We start from the raw sequence: 17,765 nt of genomic DNA on the forward strand, positions 1-17,765 counted from the left end.
CCGTAATGAAAAAGAAACCCCTGCATTATGTTCAAATTTTTGTGTTGTTTTTTTGGCTAACTTTAGCGTGCAACCAACCAAAGGCTGGGGTTACTTCAACTATTGCACCACTAAAGACCATAGTCCGATCAACATCAAAAGTATCAGTTGCAACCCTGACTGTATCACTTGAGTCAACACCTACTGTTATTACGTCAAGTACATCTACCCCATCTCCAATCCCATCTCTTTCCCCGACAATAACTCTTCAGCCAACTTCATCCCCCACCGTCGATACGAAACTATTCGAGATAACCACCCAGATACGCCAGCAAGATGGCATGATGATGGTTTATGTACCTAGTGGAGAATTCTGGATGGGTAACGATTTGCGCCCGGACGAAAGCCCCCTTCACAAGGTGAGGCTGGATGCATATTGGATAGACCAGACCGAGGTCACCAATGCCATGTTCACACGCTTCATGAAAGCAACTGGCTACCAGACTCATGCAGAATGGCGAAGTAGTGCCTGGGTCTTTGACGGCGCCGGTTGGAGCGAAGTACAAGGAGCAAACTGGCAGTACCCACAGGGACCAGACAGCAGCATTACAGGGATGGAGGCTCACCCCGTGGTGAATATATCCTGGTACGATGCCAAAGCCTATTGCGAGTGGGTGGCGGCCCGCTTACCCAGCGAAGCAGAATGGGAGAAAGCGGCACGGGGAATCGATGGCCGTACATATCCATGGGGCGAGGCGGCACCTTCTGGCAGCTTGCTCAACTTTGGCGATGTTAGCCTCTATCCAGAATCAGTAGACCCTGCCCTTAACGACAGTTATCGGTTTACGGCTCCGGTAGGATCATTTCCTCAAGGTTCTAGTCCATATGGAGCGCTGGATATGGCAGGCAATGTGTGGGAATGGGTGAACGACTGGTACCGGGCGACGTACTATCTTTCCGCGCCAGATACTAACCCAATTGGTCCCACCTCCGGTGAAGGCCGTGTATTCCGGGGTGGCAGCTGGAACCACAGTAACCTAGACATACGCTCATCTATCCGCATGTGGAGCAAGCCATATGATGCCATTGACAACATAGGTTTCCGCTGTGCAATGACAACTCCATGACGGATAACAAGTGTTTTTTCCTGGAAGCAAAATGATCATCCGGAATGAAACACCCAAAGATTACAAGATCGTTAGTGCGACCAATGCTTCATCCTTCAACACAGAAGCAGCAGCTAACCTCGTTGAAGAACTTCGGCAAATGGAGAAACCACACATCTCTCTGGTTGCTGAAGAAGATGGCTTTCTCATTGAGCATAGCCTCTTCATTCCAATCAATCTCAGAGATCGTCCAGAACTCAAGCTTATGTGCCTCGAGCTGATCGTTATTTTCCCTGAGCATCAGGATCAATGGACAGACTCAGCATTGATCAAGGCAGGCCTGGAGCAGTGCAAGCGATCGGGTTTCGGGGCATGTGTCGTGCTGGGTCACAAGGATTATTACCCCCGCTTCGGGTTTTACCCCGTCTGTAAACTTTGGAATCAAGTGCGAGTAAGATGTTCCGCCCGAAGTATTCATGGTCATCGAACTTGAGCCCGGCTATCTCAAGGGCACTACAGGCATAATCAAGTACCACCCCGCATTCAACGTGGTATGGATCAACAAATATAAGGAGATCACATGACCGGAATGGCTACTACACCACTCATCATCATCAGCTTGGCCCTGGTTTTTTACACGATCGGCGTATGGAGTGAGCGTATCCAGGGCAGACTAAAACCCTGGCACCTGGTATTCTTTTACCTGGGGCTGGTATGCGACACCTGGGGGACGGGACTAATGATCGAAATGGCGGGTGGGCTGACGGCTGATATCCATGGAATCACCGGAGTGATTGCCATCGGACTGATGTTGATCCACGCTGTGTGGGCCACGGTGGTGCTTATTCGCAAGGAAGAACAGATGATCCTAAATTTCCATAAATTCAGCCTGGTGGTGTGGTTTATCTGGCTGATCCCGTACCTGAGCCCAATGATCATCAATATGCCGGGTGTGGAGTGAAAGGGTTAAAAAATAAGGGAGGGCTTTCACCCTCCCTTACCATTCGGTCATTCTAAAGAGTCAAGCATCCGACTCTACGCTTTCAATCTGCGGGAAGAATTGCTTGACTGTGCCTTCCACCCAGCCATGCAGGGTGTTGGGCGATAGTGGGCAGCCCAAACAGGCACCCCCCAGCCTGACTTTCAAAACCTTTCCGTCAAAAGAAATGAATTCCACCGAGCCGCCGTGGAACTGCTCGATATATGCGCTCAAGCGCTGGACGAGCACGCGCACTTGCTCTTCAACTGGGGCATTACCATTGCTTGGAGTTGCCATAATTTATCCTCCGCTTGGTTCAGGGGTGGCCTGGAGCCCAAGCTGCAGCAGTGAAAGAACGAGGTCATGCGTGGAGTGCAACCGCTCGGCGATGACGGTGGACAGTCGATCTAGGAAAATGGCGCCTGTCTCTGGATGTTGCACACAAAGGCGGCGCAGGTCATCTCCGCGCACACGGAGAAGCTGAGTGGAAGTGGTGCATACCCCGGTGGATGTATAGCGCCTGCTTCCCAGTGCCGCACTCCAGCCCACGATGCTGCCAGGCTGCACCCGGGCAACTTCGATTATCGGTCCGTCATCCGGCTTGAATTTTACCAGCACTTCGCCACTAACGACGGCAAACAGGTTCTCTGCCGGGTCACCCTGCTCAAACAGGATCGTGTCACCTGTAAATTCGTACGCCATGAAGAGAGGTAGGAGCAATTGCAGATGCTCTTGTGAAAGATCCCGGAAGAGGAACAGGCTAGTAAAAACCTCAGCGTCCATGTGTTGATGTTCCACGATAAAAATTTTATACTATAGGGGTAAATTACCAAGTGGTTAATATCCTCATATGAAAGACAAATATCACCCTATACAGGTTACAGGTGCATGGTGATTTTATGGCGGAAATCATAACAAGCTAGCCGGATATATGGTGATTTTGCCTATACCCCCATTCCTCACCGTTCTCTTGACAGAAATAGATAAAAGAAAATGGGTCGGGAGTTCTATCCCGACCCATGAGGTTACTTGGTTGTTTCTTGAGGTATTTCTACAGGGATAGGTTTCTCAGATGTGCTGAACACCAATCCATCCCTGGATTCATTCACATCCGCCAGGATGTGGGCATCGCGTGGAAATTCACGGCTCAGCAGGCTGAGCGAAAGAGGTGACTCCAGGAATTTCTGAAGGGCACGGCGCAGCGGCCGGGCACCGAATGCCGAGTCATAGCCAGTTTCCGCCAGCCACTTACGGGCGGCATCGGTCAACTGGATGGTAAACCCGCTGTCTCCCATGCGTTCCTCAATCTCCTTCATCTGCAAATCGACGATCCTCACCATGTCTTCTAGAGAAAGCGGTGAGAAAGTGATGATCTCATCGATGCGGTTGAGGAACTCAGGCCTGAAAGTACTCTTGAGCGCTTTCTGGATCTTATCCTGGGCTTCGCGGTCCTCTGTCGTGGAGGTCGGCGGTACAAATCCCAGGCTGCCCGACTTACGTACGTATTCTGTGCCTAGGTTGCTGGTCATAATTAACACGGTGTTGCGGAAGTCCACCACCCGTCCCTGGCCATCGGTCAATCGGCCATCGTCCAGGATCTGCAACAGGGCATTCCACACTTCAGGGTGAGCTTTCTCGATCTCATCGAAGAGGATCACCCGGTATGGTCGTCGTCTGACAGCTTCGGTGAGCTGGCCACCTTCTTCATAACCCACATATCCCGGTGGGGCACCGAACAGCCTCGATACGGTATGCTGCTCGCGATACTCGCTCATGTCGATGCGTACCAGTGCATCCACATCGTCAAATAGGAATTCAGCCAGCGCCTTGGCAAGCTCCGTCTTTCCTACACCGGAGGGGCCAATGAAAATAAATGAGCCGATCGGCCGACGCGGATCCTTTAAGCCAGACCGGGATCGCCGGATGGCATCAGAGATGGCATGGATGGCTTCATCCTGGCCAATGATATGCTCATGCAGACGTTCTTCCATACTAAGTAGCTTTTCAGACTCGGTTTCCATCATCTGAGAAACGGGGATGCCCGTCCACTGGGCTACAACGGCAGCGATGTCGTTTACATCCACCACCTCGTCGAGCTTGTGCTCGCTTTCCCATTTATCGCGCAAGGTATTGAACTCACCTTCCAGGCGCAGCCGTTCAGCTTTCTTCTCGGCAGCCCGCTCGTAATCGCGCGTCAGCCCAGCCTGCTCTTCTTCAGCCTGCAGGCGATCGACCTCACTCTTCATGACCTTCAGTTCGGGAGGAAGCGAATACAGTGCTACCCGCAACTTGGCGGCAGCTTCATCCATCAAGTCGATGGCTTTGTCCGGCAGGTGGCGGTCGGTCACGTAGCGGGAGGATAAGCGTGCGGCGGCAACCAGAGCATCGTCTGAGAAAGTCACCTTGTGATGGGCCTCGTATCGGTCGCGTAAACCGCGCAGCATCTGGATGGTGTCATCCACGCTGGGTTCTTCAACATATACGGGTGCGAAGCGCCGTTCAAGAGCGGCATCCTTCTCGATATGCTTGTGATATTCATCGAGGGTGGAGGCGCCTACGCACTGCAATTCTCCACGGGCCAGGGCAGGCTTCAACATATTGGAAGCGTCCATGGCACCTTGGGCGGCACCAGCACCTACCACCGTGTGAAGCTCATCAATAAACAGGATGACTTCTCCCTGGGCCCGCTGGATCTCTTCGATGGCGGCCTTGAGACGCTCCTCGAACTCACCCCGGAAGCGCGAACCGGCGATCATGGCTCCCAGATCAAGGGCAATCACTCGCTTGCCCACCAGAATTTCGGGGACATCGTTGGAGGCGATTTTTTGAGCTAATCCTTCCACGATAGCAGTCTTACCCACACCAGCCTCACCGATGAGAACAGGGTTGTTCTTGGTGCGGCGGGAAAGGATTTGGATAACACGCAGGATTTCGGTATCACGCCCGATCACGGGATCAAGCTTGCCTTCCCGCGCCATCTGGGTCAGGTCACGTGAGTACTTCTCCAGCGTGCGGTAGCGGGTCTCGGCTTGCGGGTCGGTAACCCGTTGGCCACCGCGGATTTGCTGGATGGCTTCGTAGACACGTTCACGCGTCACTCCAGCCCCTTCAAGCAAGCGGGCTGCTGGTGTGCTGCGCTCATTCAAGATGGCCAGGAACATATGCTCGGTGGAGATGTATTCATCTTTCAGGCGATTGGCTTCCTCGTTAGCCAAGTCAATGATTCGCTTGACACGCGGGGTAATGAAAATCTGCCCGGCGCCTCCGCCAAAGATATTGGCCTTCGGGCTGGTCCGCAGGATGTAATCCAGGCGCTCGGTAAGAGCATTTGAATCAACCTTGAGGTATTCCAGGATCTGTGGAATGACGCCCTGGGGTTGCTCAATCAGCGCCAGCAAAATATGTTCAGTATCAATCTGATTGTGCCCATAGCGTTGAATGATCTCGGCTGCCCGCTGGGCAGCTTCTTGGGCACGTTCAGTAAATCGATCAAATCGCATCATAGGCAATAATCCTTCCTTATCGGGAAGATTATAACATCGAGTAAGTTAATGCAAGAGATATGCCCCGTAAGAATTGTATATAAGTTCTATATAAGGGATATTAGATTTAATCGGCAGATCAACTAGCCCAGATACACCGCTATTGAACTGATTTTATGAAGTTTGGCTTGCGAGCATTCTACGCATATTGCCCGCCAGGCTCCTGCCTCATGAACTTTGGCAGTTGGGGTAAAATGATGTCGATGACGAGTATGGAAGCTGCTTTATCCACAAATGCCAAAGAGCATCTACGCCGCCTGGATGTACGCAAAGACCTGACCAGGGTTGCTGACCTGGTGGAGCTGTGTTTCTTCGACACGCTCGACCCGGAAGGCAGGCAGTATCTCAACGAGATGCGTAGGGCCGCTCAAAATCCATCCGTCATCAGGTTGGCAAATAGCCTAATGGAGGAATCTGCCTTCATGCCCTCCGGCTATGTGTGGGAGGAGGCTGGCCAGCTGGTGGGCAATTGCAGCCTGATCCCGGTCACAATCGAGGGGAAGCGGGGTTACATGATCGCCAACGTAGCCACCCACCCCGATTATCGCGGGCAGGGGATCGCCACTGCCCTGACTATCGCTTCTCTCAGGCATGCGCGTGAACACCGAGTGAGCTCGGTGTGGCTACAGGTACGCGAGGACAACCCGAGTGCCATCCATATCTATGAGACCAATGGTTTTATTGAGCGGCTACGCCGCACAAGCTGGTTTAGCGGTCCAAGTTTTCCCAATGAAACCACTCCTGCGGGAGTCAATGTGGTCAATCGCCAGCCTTATCACTGGGCCAGTCAACGCCTGTGGTTGAAGGCACTCTATCCGAGAGATATGGCCTGGAACATCCCCTTTGATTGGAACCTGTTCCGCCCCGATATCTGGGGTAAGTTCTACCGGGCGTTCAGCCTCGAGTTCCTGCGGCATTGGAGTGTGGAACGTGATGGCGTGCTCAAGGGTGTCTTGAGCTGGAAACATTCTACCGGGTTTACGGATACCCTTTGGCTGGCGATCCCCGAGCTATTCGATCATGAAGCCATCCTGAGCTTGTTGATCTCCGCCCGTAGCAGCATGCGCAGGGAACAGCCTTTGAGCCTCAATTTCCCGGCACGAACGGCCGTGGACTTATTACAAGCAGCTGGTTTTTACCCCCACCAGACGTTAATCTGGATGGAAAACAGACTCATCGAGCTATGATCGCCCTCCGATTGTAGGTGAATCGTAGGTTATAAAAACCAAAAGTCGGTTGACTTTCCCATTGAATTGGCTTATACTGAAATTGAACGGAGAAGATACCGCTATGCGAGTTTCTCTCTCAAAACTGAATAGTGACTGTAGTTAACGGTGGCACGCGTTACTTGACGCGTGCTTTTTTTATCCAGATATTGACAAACGAAAGGAGACGAATTTAAAAATATGGATTCTGGCTTGATCCGCAAGCGAGAGAAAGCAAAACGCTATGCTGAACAGCGTGAACGTATCCATGTTAAGTCGCTGTTGGTTACTTTCGACGGGGATAACAACCCCCATAATGTCATCTATGATAAGAATTCCTGGCAGTGCGACTGTGACTTTTTCAAGACACGCCAGACCTGCAGTCACACCATGGCCCTCGAGATGATCATGGAAGGATGTGCCTGGGTAGAGTAACTCAGGGACAAATAAAACTGAATAACTGGTATTCTGCGAGCCTGCTGAAGGCTCGCTTTTTTTTACAGGGTGACGCGTTCCTGGATAAGTGACTGGGCTTCGTCCAATGCAGCCTGGCGGTTGGATATGGGAAAACGATTATGGAGCGGACTCAGGCGCGCTCCAATTGCAGTTGCTTTCCAGAATAACCAGGCAAATGGCTTCGTGATGGTGCTGATCTGTGCGGCACGGTGAACTTCTTCAAGCGTGGCATCATCCCAGCCACCGAACAAGCCATATACGAATGCATAGATTGGGTAAGATGGGAGGATGGCAATGGTGAGTATCAGGATGCTGGTGACCTGATCGCCCTGCCAGATGAGGCCAGTGATCCAGCGTATCACGCCGTATTGCACCACCCCCGCCAGAATCGGAGCCCCCAGGGACTGCCAGAAATAAATTCGCTGAGGAAAGCACAGCTTATGGTTGGCGATGTAGGCCACGATATTTTTCGTCATGATGGCCACAATATAGGCAATGATCAGGGCATTAATTTGCAAGCTGGGCATTAACAGGTAAGCCAGCACGATGCGCATGAATTGTTCCATGGCAATCAGACCGCTTTTCATCCACGGCTTATTGGAACCTAGCTGGATATTATCACCCACCCACGAAGGGTATTGGATGGTACCCCAAATCAACAACGGGATGCTGTACTGGGCAGCCCTGACGAACTCTGGCCCACTGGCGCCTAAGATGAAGCGGTCGGCAACCGCCAGCAAGATAGCAGCCAGCATGGCACTGATCATACCGCCCCACTTGTAACCCATGGCCGAGTAATACTGGCTTAGCTTCTTTCGTCCATGGGAGATAGCTTCAGAAATGGAGGGCATCAGGTTGTTCATCAGGGGCTGCATAACATTGAAGGCGTACACGAAGTTTTGCGCCAGCCTCCAATTCCCCCAGATCTCAGTGTAGTTGACCAGATAAATCTGGCTGATGGCAACTTCTGCTGCCTGGCCAATTCCGTAGGCAACCGATCCCAGCATCTCAAAAACTCCAAAACGAATTGAATCCTTAATCACCAACCAGTCGAAATGTGCCATGAAATAGATGCGAGCATTGTAGCCCAGGCGTTTATAAAACCATAATCCGGACAAGAAGGTCAGTAGCTCGGTCGCGTAGGCAGCTATCCCCAAACCAAACAAACCGCCCATGGATGAACCGAAGGCTGGATGTGCCTTGCCCCAGACGACCATAACTGTGACGAAAATTGGCTCTGTGATCATGGGAAAGACGACCGACCAGGCGATTTCAACGATCTCTGCATAATCGTAACGATGTAAACCCACCAGGGCTAAACGCATCACCTGATAAAAACCAGGGATCTGGATAAACGTATGGATGATAATGCTCCAGGCATAGATGGCAAGGGCAGTCTTCGGCAAAATAGAGCCGGCAATGGCCACCACCAGGGCAACCTGGACAGCTCCCGAGAGCGCCTGCCACCAGACAAACACCTGACCATACTGTACGGCCCGCCGTGGATCACTCACTCGATGCTGAGACAAGAACTTGGCAAAAGCGATGCTTGTCCCCATATCAAAGAAGCTCCAGACAACGAGGAAAAATTGGGTCACCCGTCCCCAAATTCCGATCGCCTGGGCGGATGGCAGCAGGTATACCGGCAGGATCAGGTTCTGGTAGATGATCAGCGGAACAAAAATAAGGATGCCTAAAAAGAATGCCGTTAAGAAACCAGCCAGTGGACGGTGAAAGCCAATATTCTCCCAGTCGGTTGTGGCTTCACGCACGGAAAATTTTGCCCGATCCGCGACAATTATATTCAGCGCCTCAGGGTGACTGACGCTATAACGCCTGACCACCCAGAAGGCGACGACAGATGCAAGTAGCAAACCGGCCAGCAAAATGTATAAGATGAGCTGGTCACGGGTATGTGGCACTGGCGAGGCAGGATATTCTCCAAACGAGAGAGGTGTGCGCCCAGCCGCACTTTCGACCATGTAATAAATGAAATAGTTGAAATAGCCCCATTCCTGGAACTGTGGATTATCCCCATTAAGAAATGCAGTAAAGAGATAGGCTGTTCCCACCCCGGTGGAGTGGCTTCCCAACACCAGCGAGCCATCTTCGTAACCGATAATTATTGGTGAGAAGCTGGTGTTGCTGACCAGATCGCGGCTGCGGACCTGTGGGGCACTCATCCAGTCGATTTCAGCGAGAATTGGATCTGTAGCCGATGGAGAAGTGGTCAACCTGAGCGGATCTTCCTTATACTCAATGGAAACCTGTTCGCCAAACAATGAGCTCAGCTGGGAGGCGGTGATATCTGATCCCATGATCAGCACCAATCCAGCGCCATTCATGATCCTGGTTTGCATCGAAAGATCGGCGGGGATCTTGCCATTCAAGACGAAGACATCGGCAACATTCGGATCGGTGACGAGTTTTATGTTTTTATCCAGGCTCAAGGCGGTGGATACGCCACCCACAGGGCCAGCGTAATACACGTATAGCGATTCATCTGCCAATACCTGCTGGGGAAGAATTAACAAGCAGGATAAAACCAAAAGGATGAATACTATTCTTCGCAACACTGCCCTCGTTACTGGTGTTTTGATGTGAAGTGCCCAGAACAGATTACGAGATCGAAAATACCCAGGAGGTGGGATGCAATAGTTTATAGTATATCGGCCAGGTAGTCAAATTCTTGATGTAATTTATATAATGTAGAAACCAACCGGATTATGCTATACTGTAAAATAAGGCCTAGAAGTAAAGCAGAAACACATGGCACGGAAACCCACGCTCACCAAGGTCATACTACCTCAGCGCCGTAAGGAGCTGTTTACCCGTCAGCGCTTGATCAACTTGCTGTACGACCTGCTGGACGAGAAGCTCATCCTGGTGATCGCCCCTGCTGGCTATGGAAAAACCTCCTTACTGATCGACTTTTCTTACCAGGTAGATCTACCGGTGTGCTGGTATGCGGTGGATGAGCTCGACCAGACGCCCGAGCGTTTCTTCACCTATTTCATCGCCGCCCTCAACCAGCGCTTCCCGGCTTTTGGTGAGTCATCGAAAACAGCCCTGGCGGCGATCAACCCCTTCAACCCGGATATCAACCAGCTTGTCTCGGTGATCGTTAACGATGCCTACGAACACATCCAGGAGCATTTCCTGATCATCCTGGACGATTATCATTTCGTCAGTAGTGTAAAGGAAATCCAGGCATTCATCAACCGCTTCATCAATGAATCAGCCGAGAACTGCCACTTAATCTTGAGTTCGCGCACCCTTCTCAGCCTGCCAGACCTGCCACTGCTGGTCGCCCGGTCGCAAGTGGGTGGCATGGGCTTTGAAGAATTAGCATTCCGGGCGGATGAGATCCAATCTTTTGTATTGCAGTACTACCACGTGACGTTATCCGAGGCTGCCTCGCAGGACCTGGCACGTGACACAGAAGGGTGGATCACCGGGTTGATGTTGTCTGCTCAGGTGATGGGACCGGGGATGACCAACCAGATGCGGGCAGCACGAGTGACAGGCGTTGAGCTGTATACCTACCTGGCTGAAGAGATCCTGGATCAACAGACCCCGGAAGTAAGAGACTTTCTGCTGCGCACCTCATTCTTATACGAGTTCGATGCAGGCTTGTGTAGTGCCATCTGGGGAACTGAAGCCAATTGGCGCGCGCTGATTAATCAGGTGATCCAAAACAATCTGTTCGTGCTACCCGTGGGAGAGGATGGCAGGTGGCTACGCTACCATCATTTATTCGGGGAGTTCTTGCGAGCTCAATTTGTGAAAGAAAAGCCCGAGCAACTGGATGGCTTGTTACGCAGGATCGCCGCAGTGTATGCCGGGCGCGAAGAATGGGTAAACGCCCATTCAATTTACAATCGCCTCGGTGACCCTCAGGCTACCGCTGATCTGCTCGAACAAGCCGGCACGTCGCTCATCCGTAATACCCAGTCAGGCCTATTGGCTAAATGGCTGGATGAACTGCCGACTGACCTTTTGGAGGTGAGGCCAACCTTGATTTCCCTCAAGGGCACGGTATTATTAATCCAGGGGCAGGTGGAGAAAAGCCTGGAATATCTTGACCGAGCCGAAGCTGCCCAACGGCAGGCAAATGATTGCCTTGGGTTGGCACGCACACTTGATCGGCGCGCAACTGCTCACCGGTATCGCGGTAATTACGAAGCTTCAATTCAGGATGGCACGGAGACGCTGGAACTTTCCAAAGGATTGCGTGAGTTACGTTCTGTTCGCGCTGGAGCGTTCCGGTCAATCGGGATAAGCCTGTATTACCAGGGGCAGCTTGAAAAAGCTGCGAAAATGTTGCACCAATCGTTATCGATTTTTAAAGAACTAAGAGAAGACCAGAACGTGGCGCTGGTTCATATGGAGCTGGGTATCTGCAGCCAATATCAAGGGGATACAAGCGGTGCGGTCAGCCATAATGAACAAGCGCTGTCATATTGGCAGGCAGTACGCAATACGACCCGCCAGTCATCCGTACTGAACAATTTGGGGAGCTTATACCACCTGGCAGGAGCTTACTCTGAAGCAGCCAAGCTCTTTGAACAGGCGCTAATATTGGCGAGGAGCAACAACTTCCTGCGCAGTGAAGCCTACTTATTATTTAACCTGGGTAACCTGTATGCAGACCTTGAAGCCAACGACAGCGCTCGCGACGCATTCCAGAAAACAAGCGATATCTGCCAGAAATTGGATGACCATTTCCTGCTGCTCAATGTGGAGCTGGCCGAATCCACGCTGGCCAGGCGTGAAGGTAAATACGTGCGCGCCAATGCATATCTGCGGTCGGCTAAAGAGCTGGTTGAAAAAAGCCATTCCAGCTTCGAAAATAGCCTGTGGGCATTGGAGGCAGGGAATGTCGCCCTCGCTGAGAATAAGCTGGAGGCTGCCCTTGAACATCTGAGATGTGCCTATGACATCTTCAGTGAAGGTGGGCAGAAATTAGAAGCCGCTAGTGCGGCTCTGCTGCTATGTAATACTTACTCCCTTAAAGGTGACTTACAAGCTGCACAAACATCGATGGAGCAAGTGCTTGATTGGGTGCATGATTTGGAAAGCATCCAACCACTGATCGTGGCGGGTCGGGTTGCTAAAGAAGTACTTCGAAAGTATATGGAAGATGTCAGAATTGGAGCTCCAGTTGTAAAGCTACTTAACCGGATCGAGAATTTTGAGCGGCAAATCCCAGGGCTGCGACGCAAGCTTCGACCGCATACCGCGACGGTGCTACTCATTCCTCCAAAACTCAGCATCCATGCGCTTGGCCGTGCCCAGGTAAAACTGGATGGTAAACCAGTGACTACTCCGAGCTGGGCTAACCAGAAGCGCGCACGTGAGCTATTCTTCTTTATGGCTACCCATCCGAACAAAAGCCTGACCAAGGAAGAAATCGGATTGGTCCTGTGGCCCGATAGCTCAACGGAACAGCTGCGGCTTCAGTTCAGGAATACGTTATATTACATCCGCTATTCCCTCGGACAAGATGTGGTCATCAGCAGTGATCGCCGGTACAATTTTAATGCTGACCTCGATTACAGCTATGATGCGCAGGATTTTGAGCACAAAGTGCTCCAGTCAGAACGTGCAGAAACGCCCGCACAAAAAATCGCCCTGCTTCAGGAAGGCCTGGCTATCTACCAGGGAGAGTTCTTCCCAGAAGGAGAGGGGATGTGGGTTGTGACTGAGCGCCAGCGATTAGGTGAGCTTCACGAGCACGCACAACTGACCCTGGCACAACTGCTATTAGAGCAGGGCGAAGCTAAAGCTTCGTTATCGTACTCTCAGCTAATCCTGGCAGATAATCATTGCATGGAATCGGCCCACCGACTGGCTATGCAAGCCTATGCCGCACTGGGCAACCGCTCGGGGATAAAGAACCAGTATGAGCAATGTAAGCAATACCTGATGGAAGAGTTGGGGCTCGAACCTTCATCAGACACAGAGCAACTCTATAAATTAATCAATTAACCACTCAGAAGCAAATCAATCCATGCAATAGAATTGGTGATTTATTAATCTTTAACAGACTGTTTCGAGGACTTGATTGTGTAATAATATGGAGATAAAGTACGATCATATACCATTTTTTAAGAGGAGATATTCAAATGAACACCTGCCTTTCCAATATTTATTTAAAGTTCGCCAAGTTCGATGCCCGCTATGTTCGCTTTGCCCTCGTAATCATCACATTAGTCGCTTCGGGTCGTTTTGTTATCATGGGCCTGCCCATGCCTGGTGATGTGAGTGGATAATTGGTATCCAGCCAATCCACACATGCCAATCAGAAATCATCACCAATATCCATATGATCCTAATGATCGAGGAAAATCCAATGTTAATGATTGATTCCCCATCAACACAAATCAGTACACAGCTTGATCATCCGTCATCGAATGATGAGCTGAATCGCCTGTTGTGTGCAGCTGTGGTAAGCAAGAGCTTCCGCGGCATGCTGATGGCAAATCCAACACTCGCTGCGTCATCCGGGTATCAGGGAGAGACATTCAACCTGAACGATGAGGATCAGAGCTGGCTCTCATCCATGCGCCCCACCAGCCTGGTGGATTTTGCTGCCAACCTGGCGAACTACCAGAAAAATGCCCAGGAAAGCCGGGTAAATCTACCCGTTGAACCTGTCAGACAGTATGTGAGAGTGAATTAGAACTAGATATTAACAAATATTACTAGTAGAAGGAATTTCTAGCCTGAACAGAGATGTTGTGCTGCGGGAATTAAATCCCCGCTTTAATACATTGCTTGATCACATCCCTGGCATGGTATACCAGTGTCGCAATGATTCTAGGCGCACTCTGGAATACGCCAGCAGGGGATGTCTGGAACTAACCGGATATCTGGCGGAGGACCTGGTTAGGAACCGGCTCACTGCCTATGGCGACCTGATCCACCCGGATGATCGGGAAATGGTGTGGATCAATATCCAAAATGCCATTGTGCAGCAGAAACCATTTGAGTTGGTCTACCGCATCCATACCCAAAACCGCCAGATCAAATGGGTCAGGGAAGTCGGGAGTGGCCCTCTAAAACTAGACGGATCACACCAGTACCTGGAAGGTTTCATCTCCGACATTACCGATTGGAAGGTTGCGGAGGAAACGATCCAGCGCCAGGTATGCCGCCTGCAAGCGCTACGCACGATCGACACGGCCATCTCCGCGGGACCTGACCTGCAATTTACATTGGGCGTGCTGCTCGAGCAGATTGTGGCCCAGCTCAACGTGGATGCTGCCTCCATTCTCCTGCATAAGATTGGCTCACCGGTTCTCGAGTATAGTGCCTGGCGCGGATTCCGCACAGAAGCCTTGCTCAATAAGATGATCCGTATGGGTGAAGGTTTCGCAGGGATGGTGGCTTTAACGCAGCAGATGATCCATATCCCGGACCTACCTCCCGAATCAAATATGGGAGCTCAACCCCTGCCTATCGAAGCGGAAGGATTTCGAGGGTACTACGGGATACCTCTGATCGCTAAGAAGCAGCTGAAAGGCGTGCTGGAGATCTTTTTACGCGCACCCCGGTCGATCGACCCTGAACGGCTGGAATTTCTTGAAGCACTGGCTGGGCAGGCTGCCATCGCACTCGATAACTCATCCCTGTTTGAGCAATTGCAGGATTCGAACAGTGAGCTTTCGATCGCGTATGACGCTACCCTGGAAGGTTGGGCCAAGGCTCTCGAGCTGCGCGACCGTGAAACGGTTGGTCACGCTCACCGGGTGATTGAAATGACGTTGCGAGTGGCGAACATACTCGGAATCGACGGCGAAACGTTGCTTCACTTAAGACGAGGTGCATTGTTGCATGACATCGGTAAGATGGGCATTCCCGATTCAATATTGTTAAAACCTGGCCCACTTACCCCAGCTGAATGGGAGATCATGCGTCAACATCCATTGCATGCCTTTGAGATGCTGAAGACCATCGATTACCTCTCCCCAGCCCTTGAGATTCCATACTGCCACCATGAGAGGTGGGATGGGAAAGGTTATCCACAAGGCTTGCAGGGTACTGCCATCCCGCTTTCGGCGCGCATCTTTGCCGTTGTTGATGTATGGGATGCCCTTACTTCGAAACGGCCTTACCGTTATGCCTGGTCCGAACAGCAAGCTTTGGAATATATCTTGCGAGAGTCGGGCAGGCATTTTGATCCCGAGGTAGTAAAGGTCTTCATTAGCAAACTATAAAGGTTAAAAGCACGATGCACTTCTTCAGAAGTGCACCGTTTAATTTCGTAAATCCAACCAAATGAGAGTTGCTTCTATCTCTCGCTTATTGAAAGCAGAGATCCACTGGTTGGTTGGCAAGCCAGTGTAAAAACAGACGATTTACTTTTTCTTCAAAACGGGCAGCCCGGTCTTGCTTTCGGTCACCACATAACCTTGTGGAACCAAATCCAATGCGCCCGCCTTTTGAGTCTTTGCAAAGTAATAAAGGTGCTGTTTCTTTCCACTCTTTAGGACACGCGTCGTGGCATGGAGAAAATAAGTTTGCCCCTTCGAGTTTTTAAAACTGAATGCCATAGATGTGCTCCTTTCTTCTCATTTGGATGGTATGAGAATAATTTTCCGAGCCGAATTACTCGGATAAATTAATCATACATCAATTATCGAAAATAGGGGGATTAAATAAGCATGAGTATTCAGTCGTTACTTCTCCCTACCTCCATAGATTATTGGATTAAAAATATCATGCCCAGCACATAGGGTAACAGTGCTAACAGGCCAAGTAGCGGATTCCGGCCTTTTCGCCGGTTTTTGTTATCCCAGCTAAATAGGTAGACAGATAATCCAAAGGAAATAATACAGCTAACAAGTAAAATGACAACCGACCAAATCGGGTCGAAGGAAGGTGGCATGCCAAATGCCAACCCGCGCCAGGCGTTCATGGCGTAGCTCGTGGGGAGGAGGAGTGATACGCGGTACAACGCAGGTGGCAACATGCTGGCAGGAATCATCAAGCCACCCAGGATCATGGAAGGCAGAAAGATGGCCTGGCTGTATAAGACAATCAGCCGTGAATTGGGTGATATCACCCCGATTAACATGCCAAGGCTGGCGAAAGTGAAGGCGGTGATCACGAAGACCAGGATAAAATATCCCCAATTTATGGGTATGCCAGCTTTAAATAGCGGTCCAGCTGTGAAGGTAATGATCAGGGCAACCAAAAGCATGTGAACAAAGCTGCTCAAAACAGGAATTGTGATGATCGAGAGTGCAGGAACGCCGTTGATCTTGAAACTACGAAAAATCCCGGCTTCGCGTGCGTCTACGATCGGATTAGGCAAGCCTAAAAGGGTGCAGGCCATCATCGCTACCAGGATCATGGCGGGGATCATGGTGGGTGCGAAGGTAGGGTTAAGGCCTGTCATGAGCAAGCCCATCAAGGCATAGAAGCCAAGTGGAAACAGATAGTTCAATAAGAGCAGTGATTTATCGCGCAGGCCAGTCCGAAAATCATAGAGAAAATGATGTGAAAATGCGTTCATAGCTTGTCTCCGGTGAGGTTTTCGGGTTGGGTAATCTCAAGGAAGCGGTCTTCAAGCGACGGCCGTTCCACACGCAAGTCGATCAGTTTATCTGCGTTCAGTTTGAGGTATGCTAAGACTGCGGGAACTGTCTCACCAGCATCTCGGCTGTAATAAACCACATACTCATCTTTGCTAAACATCTGAGAGACTGCAGGAAACTCATGCGTACCCTTAGATAAACTTGATAGTTCAGAAGAAACGGAAATCTTGACCAGCCCGCTTCCAGTAGCAGTCAGCTGAGTTGGTGAACCGGTAGCCGCGATCTTGCCTTTGAGTAAAATCGCCACACGGTTAGCCATTTTTTCAGCTTCAGCCATGTCATGGGTTGCCAGGATGATCGTCGTTCCTTTGGCCTGCAGCTCACGCATGACCTCATGGAGCTCGACCCGTGAACCGACGTCCAATCCAGCAGTGGGTTCATCAAGCAGCACAAGCGGCGGGTTATGGGCAACTGCGAGTGCCAGTGAGAGCCGTCGCTGTTGACCCGTTGAGAGCGTGGAAAACTGGGCGTTTAACTTCTCACCTAACCCCAAGCGTTCCAACATGTCGTGGCGGGGGCTGACCCGATGGTATGCACAGAAAAATTCCATCGCCTCATGCGGTGTCATGCTGCCTGGCAGCCCTGAAGATTGCAGCTGGACACCGATCAGGCTGGTCACGCGGGTTGGAGAGTGGACCGGATCGACGCCTAAAATATTTAATGATCCAGCAGTGGGATGGCGCAGGCCCTCCAGGGTCTCCATCGTAGTGGTTTTTCCCGCTCCATTAGGACCTAACAATCCAAAAATCTCACCACGATTGACTTCAAAACTAATCTTGTCCACGGCCACCGTTTCACCATAGACCTTGCGGAAATCATGTACCTGAACAACAACATCCTGCATGGGACTACTCCTTAGCGAACATTCTTAGGCCAGATTTTAAGTATATAAC

15 protein-coding genes are annotated in these 17,765 nt (G+C 50.9%); 8 read left to right on the forward strand and 7 right to left on the reverse strand.

The annotated features are described in order from the left end of the window. Nucleotides 1-5 precede the first annotated feature (5 nt). The 3 genes from C3F13_06345 to C3F13_06355 all read left to right on the forward strand — a co-directional run bounded on the left by C3F13_06345 (nt 6) and on the right by C3F13_06355 (nt 2,046). On the forward strand, nt 6-1,106 hold the full coding sequence (locus C3F13_06345; GenBank protein PWB54633.1) for a serine/threonine protein phosphatase: 1,101 nt from the start codon (nt 6-8) through the stop codon (nt 1,104-1,106). 31 nt (nt 1,107-1,137) lie between these two features. Next, complete coding sequence (locus tag C3F13_06350) at nt 1,138-1,578, forward strand: GNAT family N-acetyltransferase (GenBank protein ID PWB54634.1); 441 nt, start codon at nt 1,138-1,140, stop codon at nt 1,576-1,578. Nucleotides 1,579-1,674: 96 nt separating this feature from the next. Next, nucleotides 1,675-2,046 carry a TIGR03987 family protein gene (locus tag C3F13_06355; GenBank protein ID PWB54675.1) on the forward strand — a complete coding sequence of 124 codons (372 nt, stop codon included), beginning with the start codon at nt 1,675-1,677 and terminating at the stop codon, nt 2,044-2,046. A gap of 60 nt (nt 2,047-2,106) precedes the next feature. On the opposite strand, the gene C3F13_06360 is transcribed toward C3F13_06355, so the two are convergent. The 3 genes from C3F13_06360 to C3F13_06370 all read right to left on the reverse strand — a co-directional run bounded on the left by C3F13_06360 (nt 2,107) and on the right by C3F13_06370 (nt 5,567). Further along, nucleotides 2,107-2,361, reverse strand: a complete 255-nt coding sequence (locus C3F13_06360; GenBank protein PWB54635.1) for a NifU family protein — start codon at nt 2,359-2,361, stop codon at nt 2,107-2,109. Between the two features lie 3 nt (nt 2,362-2,364). After that, nucleotides 2,365-2,847 carry a hypothetical protein gene (locus C3F13_06365; GenBank protein ID PWB54636.1) on the reverse strand — a complete coding sequence of 161 codons (483 nt, stop codon included), beginning with the start codon at nt 2,845-2,847 and terminating at the stop codon, nt 2,365-2,367. A 242-nt stretch (nt 2,848-3,089) separates the two neighbouring features. Further along, nucleotides 3,090-5,567, reverse strand: a complete 2,478-nt coding sequence (locus C3F13_06370; protein ID PWB54637.1) for a Clp protease — start codon at nt 5,565-5,567, stop codon at nt 3,090-3,092. A gap of 155 nt (nt 5,568-5,722) precedes the next feature. Between C3F13_06370 and C3F13_06375 the strand changes: the two genes are divergently transcribed. Both C3F13_06375 and C3F13_06380 read left to right on the forward strand, forming a co-directional pair. Beyond that, entirely contained in the window at nt 5,723-6,793 is a 1,071-nt protein-coding gene (locus tag C3F13_06375; GenBank protein ID PWB54638.1) for a hypothetical protein, read from the forward strand. A 219-nt stretch (nt 6,794-7,012) separates the two neighbouring features. Continuing rightward, a complete protein-coding gene (locus C3F13_06380; protein ID PWB54639.1) occupies nt 7,013-7,246 on the forward strand; it encodes a hypothetical protein in 234 nt (77 codons plus the stop codon). A 62-nt stretch (nt 7,247-7,308) separates the two neighbouring features. On the opposite strand, the gene C3F13_06385 is transcribed toward C3F13_06380, so the two are convergent. After that, the gene (locus C3F13_06385; GenBank protein PWB54640.1) at nt 7,309-9,777 is read right to left on the reverse strand and encodes a hypothetical protein; all 2,469 of its coding nucleotides are present in this window, start codon (nt 9,775-9,777) and stop codon (nt 7,309-7,311) included. A gap of 259 nt (nt 9,778-10,036) precedes the next feature. Between C3F13_06385 and C3F13_06390 the strand changes: the two genes are divergently transcribed. The 3 genes from C3F13_06390 to C3F13_06400 all read left to right on the forward strand — a co-directional run bounded on the left by C3F13_06390 (nt 10,037) and on the right by C3F13_06400 (nt 15,489). After that, on the forward strand, nt 10,037-13,258 hold the full coding sequence (locus C3F13_06390; GenBank protein PWB54641.1) for a hypothetical protein: 3,222 nt from the start codon (nt 10,037-10,039) through the stop codon (nt 13,256-13,258). Between the two features lie 364 nt (nt 13,259-13,622). Further along, a complete protein-coding gene (locus C3F13_06395) occupies nt 13,623-13,952 on the forward strand; it encodes a hypothetical protein (protein PWB54642.1) in 330 nt (109 codons plus the stop codon). 58 nt (nt 13,953-14,010) lie between these two features. Then, entirely contained in the window at nt 14,011-15,489 is a 1,479-nt protein-coding gene (locus C3F13_06400; protein PWB54643.1) for a hypothetical protein, read from the forward strand. Between the two features lie 141 nt (nt 15,490-15,630). On the opposite strand, the gene C3F13_06405 is transcribed toward C3F13_06400, so the two are convergent. From C3F13_06405 to C3F13_06415, 3 genes are all read right to left on the reverse strand, one after another. After that, entirely contained in the window at nt 15,631-15,825 is a 195-nt protein-coding gene (locus C3F13_06405) for a hypothetical protein (protein ID PWB54644.1), read from the reverse strand. 149 nt (nt 15,826-15,974) lie between these two features. After that, on the reverse strand, nt 15,975-16,790 hold the full coding sequence (locus C3F13_06410; protein PWB54645.1) for a hypothetical protein: 816 nt from the start codon (nt 16,788-16,790) through the stop codon (nt 15,975-15,977). Then, nucleotides 16,787-17,716: an ABC transporter gene (locus tag C3F13_06415; GenBank protein PWB54646.1), complete on the reverse strand. Its 930-nt coding sequence runs from the start codon at nt 17,714-17,716 to the stop codon at nt 16,787-16,789. The genes C3F13_06410 and C3F13_06415 overlap by 4 nt, the downstream gene beginning before the upstream one ends. Nucleotides 17,717-17,765 lie beyond the last annotated feature (49 nt).

It is taken from the genome of Anaerolineales bacterium, assembly GCA_003105035.1.
Taxonomy (GTDB): Bacteria; Chloroflexota; Anaerolineae; order Anaerolineales; family UBA4823; genus FEB-25.

Bases quoted from the DNA above. Each gene is read 5' to 3' on its own strand.
- C3F13_06345 (PWB54633.1), top strand. From the start codon at position 6: ATGAAAAAGAAACCCCTGCATTATGTTCAAATTTTTGTGTTGTTTTTT.
- C3F13_06350 (PWB54634.1), top strand. From the start codon at position 1,138: ATGATCATCCGGAATGAAACACCCAAAGATTACAAGATCGTTAGTGCG.
- C3F13_06355 (PWB54675.1), top strand. From the start codon at position 1,675: ATGGCTACTACACCACTCATCATCATCAGCTTGGCCCTGGTTTTTTAC.
- C3F13_06360 (PWB54635.1), bottom strand. From the start codon at position 2,361: ATGGCAACTCCAAGCAATGGTAATGCCCCAGTTGAAGAGCAAGTGCGC.
- C3F13_06365 (PWB54636.1), bottom strand. From the start codon at position 2,847: ATGGACGCTGAGGTTTTTACTAGCCTGTTCCTCTTCCGGGATCTTTCA.
- C3F13_06370 (PWB54637.1), bottom strand. From the start codon at position 5,567: ATGATGCGATTTGATCGATTTACTGAACGTGCCCAAGAAGCTGCCCAG.
- C3F13_06375 (PWB54638.1), top strand. From the start codon at position 5,723: ATGAAGTTTGGCTTGCGAGCATTCTACGCATATTGCCCGCCAGGCTCC.
- C3F13_06380 (PWB54639.1), top strand. From the start codon at position 7,013: ATGGATTCTGGCTTGATCCGCAAGCGAGAGAAAGCAAAACGCTATGCT.
- C3F13_06390 (PWB54641.1), top strand. From the start codon at position 10,037: ATGGCACGGAAACCCACGCTCACCAAGGTCATACTACCTCAGCGCCGT.
- C3F13_06395 (PWB54642.1), top strand. From the start codon at position 13,623: ATGTTAATGATTGATTCCCCATCAACACAAATCAGTACACAGCTTGAT.
- C3F13_06405 (PWB54644.1), bottom strand. From the start codon at position 15,825: ATGGCATTCAGTTTTAAAAACTCGAAGGGGCAAACTTATTTTCTCCAT.
- C3F13_06410 (PWB54645.1), bottom strand. From the start codon at position 16,790: ATGAACGCATTTTCACATCATTTTCTCTATGATTTTCGGACTGGCCTG.
- C3F13_06415 (PWB54646.1), bottom strand. From the start codon at position 17,716: ATGCAGGATGTTGTTGTTCAGGTACATGATTTCCGCAAGGTCTATGGT.